The organism is Nostoc sp., assembly GCF_036917755.1.
Lineage (GTDB): Bacteria > Cyanobacteriota > Cyanobacteriia > Cyanobacteriales > Nostocaceae > Nostoc.
The window spans coordinates 19,081-34,733 of record NZ_JBALFC010000083.1; the positions used below are offsets into that span (position 1 = coordinate 19,081).

17 protein-coding genes and 2 pseudogenes are annotated in these 15,653 nt (G+C 43.5%); 12 read left to right on the top strand and 7 right to left on the bottom strand.

The features are described from left to right. Positions 1 to 57: 57 nt before the first annotated feature. Complete coding sequence (gene rlmB, locus V7L05_RS17985; RefSeq protein ID WP_335165972.1) at positions 58 to 1,188, top strand: 23S rRNA (guanosine(2251)-2'-O)-methyltransferase RlmB; 1,131 nt, start codon at positions 58 to 60, stop codon at positions 1,186 to 1,188. 87 nt (positions 1,189 to 1,275) lie between these two features. After that, positions 1,276 to 1,578 (top strand): DUF1816 domain-containing protein, encoded by a 303-nt coding sequence (locus V7L05_RS17990; RefSeq protein ID WP_335165973.1) that lies wholly within the window; start codon positions 1,276 to 1,278, stop codon positions 1,576 to 1,578. Positions 1,579 to 1,635: 57 nt separating this feature from the next. On the opposite strand, the gene V7L05_RS17995 is transcribed toward V7L05_RS17990, so the two are convergent. The 3 genes from V7L05_RS17995 to truB are packed head-to-tail and all read right to left on the bottom strand — an operon-like array spanning position 1,636 to position 3,943. After that, complete coding sequence (locus tag V7L05_RS17995; protein ID WP_335165974.1) at positions 1,636 to 2,502, bottom strand: alpha/beta fold hydrolase; 867 nt, start codon at positions 2,500 to 2,502, stop codon at positions 1,636 to 1,638. Continuing rightward, entirely contained in the window at positions 2,499 to 2,999 is a 501-nt protein-coding gene (locus V7L05_RS18000; protein WP_335165976.1) for a hypothetical protein, read from the bottom strand. Before V7L05_RS18000 ends, V7L05_RS17995 begins: the two co-directional genes overlap by 4 nt. A gap of 59 nt (positions 3,000 to 3,058) precedes the next feature. After that, positions 3,059 to 3,943 carry a tRNA pseudouridine(55) synthase TruB gene (gene truB, locus V7L05_RS18005; RefSeq protein ID WP_335165977.1) on the bottom strand — a complete coding sequence of 295 codons (885 nt, stop codon included), beginning with the start codon at positions 3,941 to 3,943 and terminating at the stop codon, positions 3,059 to 3,061. Positions 3,944 to 4,069: 126 nt separating this feature from the next. Here truB and V7L05_RS18010 point away from each other — a divergent pair, with 126 nt between their 5' ends. From V7L05_RS18010 to V7L05_RS18030, 5 genes are all read left to right on the top strand, one after another. Further along, positions 4,070 to 5,539, top strand: coding sequence for an aminotransferase class I/II-fold pyridoxal phosphate-dependent enzyme (locus V7L05_RS18010; protein WP_335165979.1), 1,470 nt, complete (start codon positions 4,070 to 4,072; stop codon positions 5,537 to 5,539). Positions 5,540 to 5,746: 207 nt separating this feature from the next. Next, positions 5,747 to 6,724: a choice-of-anchor A family protein gene (locus V7L05_RS18015; RefSeq protein ID WP_335165981.1), complete on the top strand. Its 978-nt coding sequence runs from the start codon at positions 5,747 to 5,749 to the stop codon at positions 6,722 to 6,724. 135 nt (positions 6,725 to 6,859) lie between these two features. Next, on the top strand, positions 6,860 to 7,879 hold the full coding sequence (locus V7L05_RS18020; RefSeq protein ID WP_292802838.1) for an ABC transporter ATP-binding protein: 1,020 nt from the start codon (positions 6,860 to 6,862) through the stop codon (positions 7,877 to 7,879). Between the two features lie 185 nt (positions 7,880 to 8,064). Next, a complete protein-coding gene (locus V7L05_RS18025) occupies positions 8,065 to 8,952 on the top strand; it encodes an ABC transporter permease (RefSeq protein ID WP_335165983.1) in 888 nt (295 codons plus the stop codon). 33 nt (positions 8,953 to 8,985) lie between these two features. Next, a complete protein-coding gene (locus V7L05_RS18030) occupies positions 8,986 to 9,384 on the top strand; it encodes a hypothetical protein (protein ID WP_335165984.1) in 399 nt (132 codons plus the stop codon). A gap of 77 nt (positions 9,385 to 9,461) precedes the next feature. On the opposite strand, the gene V7L05_RS18035 is transcribed toward V7L05_RS18030, so the two are convergent. After that, positions 9,462 to 9,899, bottom strand: a complete 438-nt coding sequence (locus tag V7L05_RS18035) for a peroxiredoxin (RefSeq protein ID WP_335165986.1) — start codon at positions 9,897 to 9,899, stop codon at positions 9,462 to 9,464. A 189-nt stretch (positions 9,900 to 10,088) separates the two neighbouring features. On the opposite strand from V7L05_RS18035, the gene V7L05_RS18040 reads away from it, so the two are divergent. Next, positions 10,089 to 10,493: an Npun_F0494 family protein gene (locus V7L05_RS18040; protein WP_334945988.1), complete on the top strand. Its 405-nt coding sequence runs from the start codon at positions 10,089 to 10,091 to the stop codon at positions 10,491 to 10,493. Between the two features lie 68 nt (positions 10,494 to 10,561). On the opposite strand, the gene V7L05_RS18045 is transcribed toward V7L05_RS18040, so the two are convergent. Then, positions 10,562 to 10,720, bottom strand: a complete 159-nt coding sequence (locus V7L05_RS18045) for a histidine kinase (RefSeq protein WP_335165988.1) — start codon at positions 10,718 to 10,720, stop codon at positions 10,562 to 10,564. A 71-nt stretch (positions 10,721 to 10,791) separates the two neighbouring features. Between V7L05_RS18045 and cobQ the strand changes: the two genes are divergently transcribed. The 3 genes from cobQ to V7L05_RS18060 all read left to right on the top strand — a co-directional run bounded on the left by cobQ (position 10,792) and on the right by V7L05_RS18060 (position 13,438). Continuing rightward, the gene (gene cobQ / locus V7L05_RS18050) at positions 10,792 to 12,276 is read left to right on the top strand and encodes a cobyric acid synthase CobQ (RefSeq protein ID WP_335165990.1); all 1,485 of its coding nucleotides are present in this window, start codon (positions 10,792 to 10,794) and stop codon (positions 12,274 to 12,276) included. Positions 12,277 to 12,394: 118 nt separating this feature from the next. Next, positions 12,395 to 12,631, top strand: coding sequence for a 2Fe-2S iron-sulfur cluster-binding protein (locus tag V7L05_RS18055; protein WP_335165992.1), 237 nt, complete (start codon positions 12,395 to 12,397; stop codon positions 12,629 to 12,631). Between the two features lie 288 nt (positions 12,632 to 12,919). Further along, a complete protein-coding gene (locus V7L05_RS18060) occupies positions 12,920 to 13,438 on the top strand; it encodes a hypothetical protein (RefSeq protein WP_335165993.1) in 519 nt (172 codons plus the stop codon). An 89-nt stretch (positions 13,439 to 13,527) separates the two neighbouring features. Here V7L05_RS18060 and V7L05_RS34760 read toward each other — a convergent pair. Further along, positions 13,528 to 13,611, bottom strand: a pseudogene (locus tag V7L05_RS34760) (SRPBCC family protein); the annotation flags it as partial. A gap of 2 nt (positions 13,612 to 13,613) precedes the next feature. On the opposite strand from V7L05_RS34760, the pseudogene V7L05_RS18065 reads away from it, so the two are divergent. Further along, positions 13,614 to 13,748, top strand: a pseudogene (locus V7L05_RS18065) (2Fe-2S iron-sulfur cluster-binding protein); the annotation flags it as partial. A gap of 204 nt (positions 13,749 to 13,952) precedes the next feature. On the opposite strand, the gene V7L05_RS18070 reads toward V7L05_RS18065, so the two are convergent. Further along, the gene (locus V7L05_RS18070) at positions 13,953 to 15,566 is read right to left on the bottom strand and encodes an iron uptake porin (protein WP_335165995.1); all 1,614 of its coding nucleotides are present in this window, start codon (positions 15,564 to 15,566) and stop codon (positions 13,953 to 13,955) included. Positions 15,567 to 15,653 lie beyond the last annotated feature (87 nt).

Here is a 15,653-nt window from a genome sequence, read left to right on the forward strand (position 1 = left end):
AGGCTCAATAAATTGAGGTAATCGGGATATCAACCATACGCTATATACATAACTCAAATGCAGAATAAACCGAGAAAAGTCAAGACTTCTAGCGAACCCAATCGTGGACAACCCGTAAAAATTCAAGGTAAACGTGTTGTTGCCAATCCGACTCGCAATCCCAGGAAAATAGATAGCAATCCGATTTCTGTTGCTAATCCGACTCGCAATCCCAGGAAAATAGATAGCAATCCGATTTCTGTTGCTAATCCGACTCGCAATCCCAGGAAAATAGATAGCAATCCGATTTCTGTTGCTAATCCGACTCGCAATCCCAGGAAAATAGATAGCAACCCGATTTCTGGCAACTCCCGCCAACGATATAGCAACTTATCCCAGCCGTCGGCATCTACACAACCGATAGAAGAAGATAGCGATCTCATCTACGGTCGTCATCCAGTATTGAGTGCGTTGCAAAATCAGCGCAATCTCAACCGTCTCTGGATTACTACCCGTCTGCGCTACGATCCCAGCTTTCACCATTTTCTCCTACAAGCGAAGGAGAATGGCACAGTTATTGATGAGGTTGAACCCAAGCGCTTAGACTATCTCACCAACGGGGCTAATCATCAAGGTGTGGCAGCACAAATTGCTCCCTACGGTTATATCGAATTGCCAGATTTAATTGAGCAGTCCAAATCTGTAAGCGATGCCGTAATTGTCGTGGCTGACGGAATTACTGATCCCCACAACTTGGGAGCAATTATTCGCACCGCCGAAGCAATTGGCGCTCAAGGATTGGTGATTCCCCAAAGAAGAGCGTCTGGGATCACTTCTACTGTCATGAAAGTGGCAGCAGGCGCTTTAGAAAATTTTGCGGTAGCGAGAGTTGTCAACCTCAGCCGCGCTTTAGAAGACTTAAAAGAAGCTGGCTTTTGGATTTACGGCGCGGCTGCAAGTGGGAGCGAACCCGTGCATACAATCAATTTCACTGGCCCAATCGTTTTGGTCATCGGCTCAGAAGGTGAAGGTCTGGGTATGTTGACTCAACGCTCCTGTGATTTCTTAGTATCGATTCCTCTACAAGGTAAGACTCCCAGCCTGAATGCTTCGGTAGCGGCGGGTATGGCGCTTTATGAAATTTATCGTCAGCGATCGCTAAGTACACTGTACTTAGATAAATTACAAAAAATTTCTTTGAAAAAATAACAGTAACAGAGTATAAAGAAATGTAAAAGATAATAAAGTAGCACGTCGTTTAACACCCTCTAGCACGTTTATAAATCAGCGAAAACCATGAAAACTATTTGGCATAACCTGAAGGAAGTGTTAATTAACACATTCGACTATATTGGCTTGGCTTGGTGGGTAGAGATTGTAACGCAGAATCCCCGATGCACGTACTACTTCGGGCCATTTCTGAGTTCTTCTGATGCCAGATTGTCAAGCATTGGATATATAGAAGATTTGGAACTCGAAGGAGCTACGGGAATTGCTGTGCATATCAAGCGCTGCAAACCCAATACCTTAACAATCGCTGAAGACTTGGGGGAAAGATTTGACCGCAAAGTACAGCCTGTCTTTGGCGGTCAAATTTAAATTAGGGCAGAGTCAAGATAATTCGTAATTCGTAATTACGAATTATTTGTTCAAGAGTCAAAAACTCTTGGACTGTTGACTACCAATTACCTGCGGATGTTCTTCCAGCCAATGATCAATATCATTTAGTACCAGCTGGGGGACTTCCCACGGGAAAAGATGGGCGGTGTTGGGATAGCACTCCCACTGAGAATTTTGGAGGTGTTGAGCAGTTTCTAAGCTGGAATCAGATGTGATGTGGCGGTCTTGTTCACCAGCAAGTACTAAACTAGGACATTGTATTTGTTGCAAATCTGGAAGTCGGTTGTATCCCGATTCAATTGCACTATAGAGGGCGCGAGTAGCAGCAGGAGAGGTTTGCAAATAAGCTGGTACTGCAACGGTTGCGATGTAATTGTAAGTAGTGAGTGTGTGTTGTTGGATTAGGTAGCGGAAAAGCGATCGCTTGCCAAAAGTTTCAATATTCCATTGCCAACCCGGTTTTAGATAGTTTAGTAAGGCAGCAACGCCAGTATATAAATTATCTTGCCAAGTGATAGGAGGATGACTGCCACGGGGTTTTGCGGCTGTCGCCACCAAAATCAGCCCGGTAACGCGCTCTGGCAAACGTAATGCCAGTTCCATTGCTAGAATGCCCCCAAGTGACCATCCCAATACTAGGCACTTTTGAATCTCAAAACGGTCTAGCAGCGCTTCTAAATCAGTCAAATGGTCATTCATATCAAAATTGCTGTTGTAGCGACTTTTGCCGTATCCACGTAAATCAGGCGCAAAAGTTTGATAACGTTTTGATAAATGATTCGTAAAGACAGAAAGACTACGACCAGTACCCGGATGACCGTGTAAGCCCAGAATGGGAAATCCTTGACCTTGGATGTAGACATTGAGACGTCTAGCAGTAGTATGATTATGGCGATCGCTCATGACTCGCCGTTCTCCTGTCTGCCGAACAAGTATTCTAAAATGCGTTGACTTTCAGTTCTCAACCCTCTAATTTCAGTTCTAATTTCTCTGAGTTCGGTTACAATCCCTTCAAAGTTACGCTGAGTTGCTTCATGGTTTAGCTGATGTATCTCAACTACTTGCACCAAGGAATTTACGGTTGAGCGTAGTTCAGCCATCGCAACTCTATCAGCTTCTCTAGCGACTCTATCAGCTTCTATGGTGGCTGCGATCGCGACTCTATTAGCTTCTATGGCGACTCTATCAGCTTCTATGGTGGCTGCGATCGCGACTCTATCAGCTTCTCTAGCTGTTGCGTTCGCTTCTATGGTGGCTGCGATCGCAACTCTATCAGCTTCTCTAGCTGCTGCGTTCGCTTCTATAGCTGCCGCGTTCGCTTCTATAGCTACCGTATTCGCTTCAGCCCTTTGTGCTGTCCGCTCTAAGATTGCTTCAATTCGGTCTAACCTTTCTGTCATAGTAGTTCGTCATCTTATTCCTCTAATTGTGTCATACAGCTAATTCTGCTTTGAGGGTTTTAAGAAATCGGTTCATAAACCATTTGGGGAATCAACACTTCGTCTTGTAATTGCCCAATACCTAAAAAGCGAGTCTCTTCATCATAAACTCGCACTATTTCAGAAACATCGAAAGTTAGAGAAATTCGCTGACCTTGACACCATTTTTGAGCAGATGTTGCTGGTAAAGTCACGGATGACAAATGTTTCAATGCTGCATCAGATACAAGAGGTTGAAATGTCTCGGCTTGGAGTTTAGTTTCTAAGTCTGTCAAAGTGAGACTATCTGTTAAATCGAAACCACTGCTTTTAGTGCGGATCAAAGCCGCAAGAGTGCCACCAGTTTCTAAGATTGCACCTAAGTCACGAGCGATCGCTCTAATATATGTACCAGAACCACAGGCGATCGCCACATCCAATTCCGGAAAATCTCCTTCTCTCCAGTCCAAAATATCTATCTGAAAAACTTCCACTGTTCGCACTGGAACTTCCACCGTTTTCCCTTGGCGTGCTAAGTCGTAGAGACGTTGACCATTCACTTGGATTGCAGAGTAACTCGGTGGTATTTGCTCAATTTTGCCTTCAAATTGTGCCAGTGCAGTTTTCACTTCTGCTAAACTCAATCCAGCACAAGATCCAGAAGTAATGATTTCGCCTTCTAAATCATCGGTTGTAGTACGCACACCCAGCCGAATGGTAGCTTTGTAAGCTTTGTTTTCTGGGAGATATTGCAATAATCTTGTGGCTTTACCAAGTGCGATCGGTAACACCCCAGTAGCTGCTGGATCTAAGGTTCCCGCATGTCCGACACGTTTGAGGCGCAACAGTTTTCGCACTCGCGCTACGCAGTCGTGGGAAGTCCAGCCAAATGGTTTGTTTAAGTTGAGAAAACCTTGAAATAACACAAAATCAATAGTTACAGCTTCTAAATTCTATTAAATACTTATTTAATGCGACTTGATTGTGAATTCTGAATTCTGAATTCTTCTTCCTCCGTGTCCTCCGCGCCTCTGCGGTTTGTTTCTCCAAAAATGCTCAATCAAAACCAAACACCTCTATTAGATGCCTTAAAAGCCAATGCAGCAAGACCCCATGCGCCTTTTTACACCCCAGGACATAAACAAGGTGAGGGAATTCCTCAACCCTTAACTGATTTACTTGGCAAAGCCGTCTTTCGCGCTGATTTAACAGAATTAGCAGATTTAGATAATCTCTTTGCACCCCAAGGCGTTATTCAAGAAGCACAACAGCTAGCGGCTGAGGCTTTTGGTGCTTCGCAAACATGGTTCCTTGTCAATGGTTCAACCTGTGGTGTTGAAGCAGCAATTCTCGCTACTTGTGGCACGGGTGATAAAATCATTTTGCCTCGGAATGTGCATTCTTCTGCGATCGCTGGTTTAATTCTCTCCGGTGCAATACCGATTTTTCTTAATCCTGAATATGATCCAGTTTTAGATATTGCCCACAGCATCACGCCCCATGCTGTAGAATCTGCACTCCAACAGCATCCCGACGCGAAAGCCGTGTTGACAGTTTACCCCACATATTACGGCGTTTGTGGAAATTTGAATGCGATCGCTAGCATTACACATCAATATAATATCCCTCTACTCGTAGATGAAGCACACGGCGCACACTTTGCCTTTCATCCAGAATTACCCACCCCAGCTTTAACCGCAGGTGCCGATTTAACTGTACAATCCATCCACAAAGTACTCGGTGCAATGACACAAGCATCAATGCTGCATATCCAAGGTAATAGGATAGATAGCGATCGCATCAGTAAAGCTTTGCAACTTCTACAATCTACCAGTCCTAGTTATTTACTTTTAGCTTCTTTAGATGCAGCGCGTCAGCAAATGGCACTCCAGGGAAAAATACTGATGTCTCGCACTTTGCAACTTGCTGAGGAAGCTAGAACCCGAATCAGTGAAATTCCGGGATTATCAGTTTTGAAAATGCCTCGGTTGGGTGCATCTCTCGGCTTTCTGGCTTTAGATAAAACGCGGCTAACTGTCACAGTTTCTGGTTTAGGCTTAACCGGATTTGAGGCAGATGAAATTCTGGATGAGAAATTTGCTGTCACTGCGGAATTCGCCTCACTGCAACATCTCACCTTGATTATTAGTTTGGGCAACACCCCAGCCGATATTGAGCAATTAGTCCAAGGTTTTACCACCCTTGCCAAAGAATATCGCCGAACCAACTTGACTGTTAAAAGCCATCTTTGGCAGGATCTTTTCACTACACAGTGTCATGCTTTATGTTGTTCTCCCCGTGAAGCTTTTTTTGCTGTCAGTGAAATACTACCTTTGATAGAGACTAATAAACACATCTGTGCCGAAATCGTCTGTCCCTATCCTCCAGGAATTCCCGTGTTAATGCCGGGAGAAGTCATCACCAAATCTGTCCTTGATTACCTGCAACAAATTCAGGCAAAGGGGGGATTTATCAGTGGTTGCAATGACACTACCCTGAAAACTTTGAAAGTTGTGAAATAACGTACTAACTCATAACTCCTGAATTGTTGTTGATAGACATTTAATTAATGCAGTCAACAGTAAATCTGCGGCTCAATGGAGAATGTAAGTAAAAAAACACACTAATTGTGCCAGTTATGAAACTTCAATGAAAATAGGTAGCAGACTCATGTCATCTTTGATTTATACCCGTAGGATGATGTTGATGATTCATTCATAAATCAAAAGATGAAATCAAAAACCTATGATGTTTGGGGAGTAGTAGTAGCTCCAATTGTAGTCACTCTAGCGCTGGGTTTCTCAGCAAGAGCGAATGCCGTTGAGTTAGGCGCTGCCTCTGATTACAATGTATTTGTTTTAGGAGATATCTCTCAACAATATACAGATATTGAAGGAAAACTTGCTGCTGGCGGTAACGTGAATTTCATGGGCGGACTCGGAAGTAAACTTTCTAACAATAGCGGCAACGTAGTAGTAGCTGGAAAAAACTTAACTCTGAGTAACGGTCAAGTCAACCACGGTAATGCTGTCTACGGAGGTAGTGCCAATGTGTCCAGCAATGAGGGATTTCCACAGGGAACTCTCAGCAAGAGTAATCCCATCGACTTCAATGAAGCAGGGAAAGAATTGCGAGGGCTATCTCAATATTTGGCAACCTTAACTCCTACTGGTAAAACAACAGTTCAATCTTGGGGTGCTATTAACCTTACTGGCAGTGGTACTGCTTTGAATGTTTTTAATCTTGCAGGCTCATCTGTCTCCAAGACAAACGATTTTCAAATCAAAGGGGACGCAAATTCGACTATTGTTGTCAATATCAGTGGTAAGGATGTGTCGCTGCAAAACTTTCAGTTCAATATCCAGGGCACAGATAAACAAAAGGTGATCTACAACTTCTATGAAGCGACAAACATAACTGCCAGTGGGATCAGTATACTAGGTAGTATTCTTGCGCCTTTAGCTAATTTCAATTTCAATAACGGTCAAGTTAATGGCAACGTGGTGGTAGCTTCTTTGACAGGAAATGGCGAGTCTCACAATTATCTGTTTAATGGTGATCTGCCGGATCTGCCAACTAAGTACTACACTAAGCCTCCCACTCATACTCAGGTTCCAGAGCCTGCAAATCTTCCAGGTTTAGGATTAATGGCTGTAGTATTTGGTTTATTTCGCCACAAACGCAATCAAGCAACTTGCTTAAAATAATCAGAAATTTTTGCCAGCATAGCGTATGACGCGAACTTGTTTACAGATTTTCGCTCATGCGCTCTTTCCTTGCTTTCTACCTTCTACAATAAAGATAGACTTTATTGAGATTTGTATAGTAAGGGATCAGCTGTCATGGCTCCCGCCGTTTTAATTCAAAATCTGCAAAAACGCTATGGCACGGTAGTCGCCGTCCAAGATGTTTCCTTTCAGGTAGAATCAGGAGAAATCTTTGGCTTATTAGGCCCCAATGGTGCTGGTAAAACCACTACCTTGCGTGCCTTGTGTACACTGACCACACCAGATGCTGGCAAAATCGAAGTATCTGGGATCTCTGTGTTGGATAATCCGAGAGTAGCAAGACAACGACTAGGTTATGTAGCTCAGGAAGTCGCTATAGATAAGGTGTTGACTGGAAAAGAACTACTGCAATTACAAGCAGCACTTTATCACCTCCCAGGCGCGATCGCTAAACAGCGCATTGAGACAGTATTAGATTTACTCGGTTTGCAAGAATACGCTAATAAAAAGACCGGAACCTACTCTGGCGGTTTACGCAAGCGCCTAGACTTGGCTGCTGGATTGCTCCATTCACCAGATGTTTTGGTATTGGATGAGCCAACTGTGGGACTTGACATAGAAACCCGTTTTGTGGTATGGGAATTCCTGAGAAAATTACGCGCCTCTGGGACGACGGTAGTAATTACCAGCCATTACTTAGAAGAGATTGACGCTCTAGCCGATCGCGTGGCAATTATAGATCGGGGCGTTGTGATTGCTAGTGGCACACCTTCACAATTAAAAGATCAAGTCGGGGGCGATCGCATCACCTTGCGAATCCGCGAGTTTTCCCCCATTGAAGAAGCTGAAAAAGCGAAAAACCTGTTGCAACCTTTGCCATTTGTGCAAGAAGTGATCATCAACAGCGCTCAAGGTAATTCCCTCAACTTGGTGGTAACACCTCAGAATGACAGTCTGATTAACATACAGCAAGCGCTGAATACTGCTGGCTTGCCTATATTTGGCATCGCCCAATCTCGCCCCAGCCTCGATGACGTTTATCTCGCCGCTACAGGACGCACACTGATGGATGCAGAACTCGCAGCAGTTGCCATCCGCGATCCCAAGGCTGAGAAAAAGCAGAATATGAGATAGGGGATAGGGAGTAGGGAGTAGGGAGTAGGGAGTAGGGAGTAGGGAATAGTAAAAAACAACAGGTAATCAGCAACGCCCAATTCTCCAGTCCCAATTCTCCAGTCCCAATTCTCCAGTCCCAATTCTCCACTCCCAATTCTCCACTCCCCACTCCCCACTCCCCACTCCCCACTCCCCAATTAATTATGAGCGTTACTCCTAAATCTGATATCAATTGGCAGCCAGCGACATTACCACAAGTTGACGCTAATGCTGCACCTAACTTTTTCGGTGAATTGGTACAAGAGACGTTGGCATTAACTCGTCGCTTGTTTATTCAGTTGCAACGTCGTCCCTCATCTTTGGTTGCCGGAATTATTCAGCCAGTGATGTGGTTAGTGCTATTTGGGGCTTTGTTCCAAAATGCACCTAAAGGTATATTTGGCAATACAACAAATTATGGGCAATTTTTGGCTGCTGGCATAATTGTGTTTACAGCCTTTGCTGGGGCGCTAAATGCTGGTTTGCCCATAATGTTTGACCGCGAGTTCGGCTTTTTGAATCGTTTACTCGTAGCACCCTTAGCATCACGGTTTTCCATTGTTTTTGCTTCGGCAATTTTCATCATCAGCCAAAGTTTGCTGCAAGCAGTAGTGATTGTAGCGGCGGCGGCGTTTTTGGGGGCTGGACTACCAGATGCAGCTGGCTTGGGTGCGATCGCTCTAATTGTCTTCCTCTTAGCTTTGGGTGTAACAGCCATCTCTCTTGGTTTAGCTTTTACCCTACCCGGACATATTGAATTGATTGCAGTGATTTTTGTCACTAACCTGCCATTATTGTTTGCTAGTACTGCTTTGGCGCCTCTATCCTTCATGCCTCAGTGGTTGCAGGTTGTGGCTACCCTGAATCCTCTCAGCTATGCGATCGAACCAATTCGCTATCTTTATCTTCATAACAGTTGGGGATTAGGTAGTGTAGTCATGCAGGCTCCTTGGGGTAATGTTACCTTTGGGGGAGCGTTGCTGGTGTTGTTTAGCTTTGCCCTTGTTGCCTTGCTGAGTATTCAACCCCAACTGCGTCGGACTCTTGCTTAGGATAAAATAGAGCAATTTTAGGGTCAAAAAACCATGAAAAAACCATTTTTACAAATTAGTAGATTCTTTGTAGCTACCGTGGCCGGAATTAGCTTTGCTTCCTTGCTGATGGCTCAACCCAGTTCGGCTCAAATCAGCAGCCCAGCAGATGCTTTTCCCAGTACTAGTACAACAGACCAAAATACCGATCCGTTCTCTCGTTCAAACTCAGACAATTTCAACATGTTTGATCTGATTCATCGGGCGAATTTCGGAACTCTCAACTGGGATTCTAACCAACAGAACCAAGAATTAGACTCAGCAGCAGCAGCCTTTAAAGCAAGGCAACAAAAACTAATTCCAGGTCAACAACGAACAACTCCCGGTTCCCCATCGGTCATCATACAACCATCACTTACCCCACGATTAGTTACACCACCATCAGGTAACTGAATTCAAATAAAGAACCCCAAGCCTCTAGGGTTTGGGGTTGAGACTATTTCAAAAATCTTTAGTTATCAGGTAAAAAACTAGAGGCCAAGTGCAGCTAAAAGATCGCTAGCATGGGTGGTGGTATTTACAGCACTATCAACATGGGTAATTTTACCGTTGGGATCAATTACGTAGGTAACGCGCTTGGCATAACCACCGCCATCCACATCAAAAGCTTTGATCAGGGATTTGTCGCTGTCAGCCAGTAGGGGAAAGTTCAAATTATATTTTTGGGTGAATGCCTGATGGGAGACTTCATCATCTGCACTGACTCCCAAAATTACAATATCTTTACCTTGATATTGAGACTGGGCATCCCGAAAACTACAGGCTTGTTTGGTGCAGCCTGGCGTGTCATCTTTGGGGTAAAAATACAAAACGACCGTCTTACCAGCAAAATCAGATAACGAGACTGTGTTGCCCTTTGTATCTTTGGCGGTAAATGCAGGTGCATTCGTACCAACTGCTAGAGACATAATTAACCTTTCCTGTTTCAGATTGTTGATGCACTTGAAATTTTACATTATTACATTAATTTATTAATTTATAAAAATAGCCTAACTATACTTGAGGTAACTAATTTTGGTTAAATCAGGTAGCTGGTACAAGAAAAAATATATCCTTAAATAAATCTTTATCAGAAGAAAACTTTCTACTCATACACAATGGCTGCTGTTGATTCCCAAAACCCAAATATTTTTGTCTATCCTCAAAGCACAGTAGAAAGAGCCGAGCGATCGCTAGTGTGTTCACCGTTTAATCTATCTTTATTTGAAGTCATGGGACACCAGAGTGTGTCATTGAGTGCGATCGCTCTGGAAAATGGACTCAAGCAGGGCTATACTAAACGTCCTTTATCAGAATTAGCCTGTGACAACGCCTTGGGCTGGCTGATCCAAGTGGGTGTATTGCGGCGAGAAGTCGATGGGCAGGGAATTACAGATAGTTTTCGCCTCACTCCCTTGGGACGGCAGTTGGTAGAACAATATCAGGGAAAAAATTGGCGGACTCCTTCATGGCGCGATCGTTTCTATGATGCTGTGATTCGTTGGTTACGGATACCTTTTTAGAAAAAAAAACCAAAGAGTTAGGATTAGGCAATCAAAGGGAACAATATATACGGAAACATCACATCTATTCATGAAGTCTTTACCATAATCATTTGACTGAAATTTGTGATACTGGGCATTGGGCATTGGGCATTGGGCATTGGGCATTGGGCATTGGGCATTGGGCATCGTGTATAGTTCATCTCCCCCATCTCCCTCATCTCCCTCATCTCTCTCATCTCCCTCATCTCCCCCTGCTCCCCTATTGTTTGCTCCTAAAAATTCACCCTGTATCTGGAAAAACTAACTAATAGCGACTATGAAATCAATTATGGTGGTGGGGACAACATCTCATGCAGGGAAATCACTTTTAACTACAGCTATTTGTCGCATTTTGTCGCGGCGTGGCTGGCGAGTGGCTCCCTTTAAAGGTCAAAACATGGCTTTAAATGCTTATGTCACTGCCAGTGGTGGAGAAATTGGCTATGCCCAAGCAGTACAAGCTTGGGCTGCGGGAGTCGTGCCTTGGGTAGAAATGAACCCAATTTTACTTAAACCCCAAGGGGATATGACTTCCCAAGTAATTATCAAAGGTAGGTCTGTAGGAAAGGTGAGTGCCTCAGATTACTACGAGCAATATTTTGATCTGGGGTGGCGGACAATTGAAGAATCGCTACAGCATTTAGGAACAGAATTTGACTTGGTAGTTTGTGAAGGTGCCGGTAGTCCAGCAGAGATTAACCTCAAACACCGCGACTTAACTAATATGCGGGTGGCAAAATATTTAAATGCGCCAACCATGTTAGTAGTTGATATTGATCGGGGTGGAGCTTTTGCCCATGTCGTTGGCACCTTAGAGTTATTAGAACCAGAGGAACGCGCCTTAATTAAGGGTGTAGTAATTAACAAATTTCGAGGACAGCGATCGCTCCTAGATCCGGGAATAAAATGGTTAGAAGAACGTACAGGTATCCCCGTTATCGGTGTTATACCTTACTTACAACATGTTTTTCCAGCAGAGGACTCCCTTGATCTGCTAGAACGTCAATCGTCATCGAATAAAGCCCAAACTGACCTCAACATTGCCGTCATCCGCTTACCCAGAATTGCCAACTTCACCGACTTTGACCCACTGGAATCAGAAAGTACAGTTTCAGTAAAATACCTCAGTCCTAAGCAAGATTTGGGGCATCCTGATGCCGTGATTATCCCAGGAACAAAAACCACAATTGCTGATTTGCTACTGCTGCAAAAAAGCGGTATGGCAGAAGCGATCCAAAACTATGCTGCTTCTGGTGGAACGGTTTTAGGTATCTGTGGCGGCTATCAAATGCTCGGTCAAATTATTGCTGATCCAGAAGGGATAGAGGGACAAGCTGGTAGATTTCAAGGGTTAAATCTTTTACCAATTAGAACTGTAATTACAGGACAAAAAATTGCTCGTCAACGCCAAGTTACCTCAAATTATCCGCAACAGGGCTTGCCAGTGAATGGCTTTGAAATCCACCAAGGGCGATCGCGCATCGAACAGCAAGGCATAGATCCCCAATCCTACCATGCCCTATTTGACGATATTAATTTAGGGTTAGTAGATAGTTGTCAATCGGTGTGGGGAAGTTATCTCCACGGGCTTTTTGACAATGGGCCTTGGCGACGGGCTTGGTTAAATCGCCTTCGTCAACAGAGGGGTTTAAAATCTTTGCCCACAGGTGTTGCTAACTACCGGGAACAGCGAGAGCAGATTTTGGACTCTCTAGCCACTGAAGTTGAAAGCCATTTAGACTTAACTCTGTTTTTGTCTTAAGCTAAAGTGCATAAAAATCGCACATTTTTTCGTTCAAACTGTCATTTGTCTTTGTTCATTAGTAATTTGCAATTGGACTTTGGACAAATGACAACACTAAATTAAATGCGTAATATTGATGATTGTTCGTGTCTACTTTTTACCAGATGATGTCACAGTAGATGCCGAAGTGGGAGAAGCCCTGTTAGATGTAGCAGACCGGGCTGGGGTATTTATTCCCACAGGTTGTCTTATGGGGTCTTGTCACGCTTGTACTGTCGAATTAGAGGATGGAGAGATCATCCGCGCTTGTATCACGGCAGTACCGCCACGCGAGGAATTGACGATTAATTTGTTTAGCGACCCAACTTGGTAATGTCCCTCCTGTTATTGAAAAGGACTGGTATGCTATGCGGATATTACAGCAGTTTTGATGTATTTGAATCACAGAAGCTACGGGTGATCCACTTCCAGAACCAACAGTAAGTAGGATGCGTTAACGCAATTTACTAGGTTGTAACTAATGCTTAACAATTTGCGCGAGCGCGGGTTATTTTGGTTAGTTTAAATAGTATTTTCACGTATTATTACTGATTTTTTACATTTAGAGAATTTTTATAGTTAAGGACTAGGAATCTTATCGTCACAACAGGCAATAGTTAATATGTCAAATCAAATAGTTGCAAGGATCATACGTAGATTTACCAAAACTATTTTATGCATTTTTGGGGTTATTTTGTATTTAAAAAATTTGTCTAGTTTAGTGAATAAGAAGCTTGTTATAAATACATATTTAAATGAGGTAATGAAAGTGCCATTAGGATTTTTTGAAGAAGATTTTCGCTTAAGTCAAAAAGGAATAGATTGGCTGGAAGAATGGAATACTGAAGCAGAAATAGCTACCAGTATTTCTCAAATCGCTCAAAAAGTTGTTGAAATATTAGTCAATGTCCCAGGTATGACTCAAGCCCACAGTAGAGATTTCAGAAGAGCAAGACCTATTTTTACTCTTAAAGATGGTACTGTAATTAAAGTTTTTATTAATCCAGCCAACGTCAAGCATATCTTTTTAGCTGACAGCAATAACAAAATGCTTTTTGGTGGTTATGTAGGTTGGATTGACACAAAAGGATTGAATCAAGCTATAGAAAAGATAAAGCACTCTCTAACTTCTACTTCGTAATAAAGACACGCAATTAAAAAATCCATATTTTCCCTTCAGGCAGTAAGAAACTTTTATAGTTTGTTTCCTACTGCCTATTTTTATCTATATCAATTAGCTTTAACATTCAGCGCGTATTCTTTAAACCTTTCCAAATCAGCTTGAATCGTCGATTCGACTACCCGTCCCAAAAAGGGTATTTATTCCCACAGGTTGTCTCATGGGATCTTGTGACGCTTGCACCGTCGAATTAGAGGATGGAGAGATCATCCGCGCTTGTATCACCGCAGTACCGCCACGCGAAGAATTGACGATTAATTTGTTTAGGGACTTCCAAATAAAAAAATATCCCAAAACTGACGCAAAAATCCTCTCTATTTCTCCTCTCTGTGTTCTCTGCGTCTCTGTGGTTCGTTTATTTGGATAATTTATTTCTTGGAAATCCCTTAGTGACCCAACTTGGTAAAGTTACTGAGCCTCTTGTACTGAGCGCAGTCGAAGTATTGATTCTGAATTCTGACTTCTGAATTCTTCTTCAAAAATCAAAGGTTGTGCGAATCACACCCACATACTGCGGATCATTTCTGCTGTCGTTTTCCGGGTTGAGAATCACCCAAAAACCAGGAGTCACTGAGATGTTGTCGTTCAGGCGGTAGCGATAGAATGCTTCGATATGGTAAGCGTTGTCTCGCTCTTGACGGACATTACTGTTAGAGACATGCGGCGGTATACCAAAGAGAATTCCTGGCAAGTTACCCCTACCCCCCACATCTGGAAACGACATCCCAATCGCCCCAAACCAGACATTGGCATTGTCACCACTGTTCACAAATAGAGAATCTGTTCCACCCCTGCCATTGGAAATATCACTCAAACCAGAGTTCTTGGCATTTGCCCAGATATATCCACCCCAAGCGTGGATTTGGAAATTCGGGGAGAAGCGATAAAATCCCTGTGCGCCGACAATATCGTTGGAAGTAGCAATGTTGTTGCCAAAGGGAGCGTTTGACAGGACACTACCCGTCCCAGCCGCGATATCGACTACTCCAGCAGGGCTATAGCCATGAGAATAGGCAACACCAATAGCTCCTTGCTTACCATAATAGGCTAAGTGCGCTAGGGCGTTGTAGCCGCCATCAAACAAGCCGTTGCTAGCCGATGGGACATTAGGACTGCTTGCTAAATAGCCCAAGGTGAGAATCAAGTCTTTGCTAATGTTCCAGTTAGCGGCTGCACCGCCGCCTCCTCGCCGGAATAAGGGACTGTATGACCCAAAAAGTGAGAGAACCCCATTGCCATCGTCAGCGATTGTGGCGGGAGTGACGGTGGTTGAAATATCGGTGTAACCAATGCCTGTGGGTCCAACAACGAAGTTAAGAGAATCACTGACTGGGAAGTAGTAACGGATGTGGGGAACAAAAAGTGTATCGTTGCTGTCATAATCGAAGTTCAGGCGTGTCATCCCTGTGCCTGTGGCTGCGGCAATTTGGCTTGTACCATTGGAATTCGTAAAGTTGCCAAACTCCAGCCGGACTCGCAACAAATCTTTGCCGGTGAAACTGCTCTCAAAGTTTAGACGACCCCGGTTTGCAAAGTAGACACCAGATTCATCGCGATTTCCACCTACTCTATTACCAAAGGTATCACTAATGGCGGTAATAATTTGAGCATTAAGTCTGGTAGTGGTGGAAAATTGCTGCCCTTCTAGCGTTGCTGTGTGTGCTTCTAGCGTATCCACCCGCCCACGCAGAGTTGTCAATTCTGCTGCAAACTCTGTTTGCAAATTTTGCAGCACTGCCAAATCTTCTTTCTTGACTAAATCGCTAGTACCCGCAGCAATTAATTCATTCACCCGGTCTAAACAGGCATTTAAACCAGCTGCAAATTCGTAACGACTCAAAGCACGATTGCCGCGATAGGTTGCGTTAGGATAACCTGCAATACAGCCATAACGTTCCACTAGCGATTGCAGTGCTTGAAATGCCCAATCGCTCGGTTTGATATCAGAAAACTGGGAAACAGAATTGACTTGTCCCTCCAAATTTCTATTAGTATCTGCTGCATTAGAATCATCTTCTGGAGGTGCTGCCCAAACTGCTGGAATTGCCAAAAATAAGAGAAAAAAACTATGGAAAAGAATTTTTATCATTGATTTATTACTTGAAAATGGTTGAATTTTGACTTTGTAACTAAAGAGATTAGACTCGAACCAAAGTTTCTAGGTGATGAGCTAATA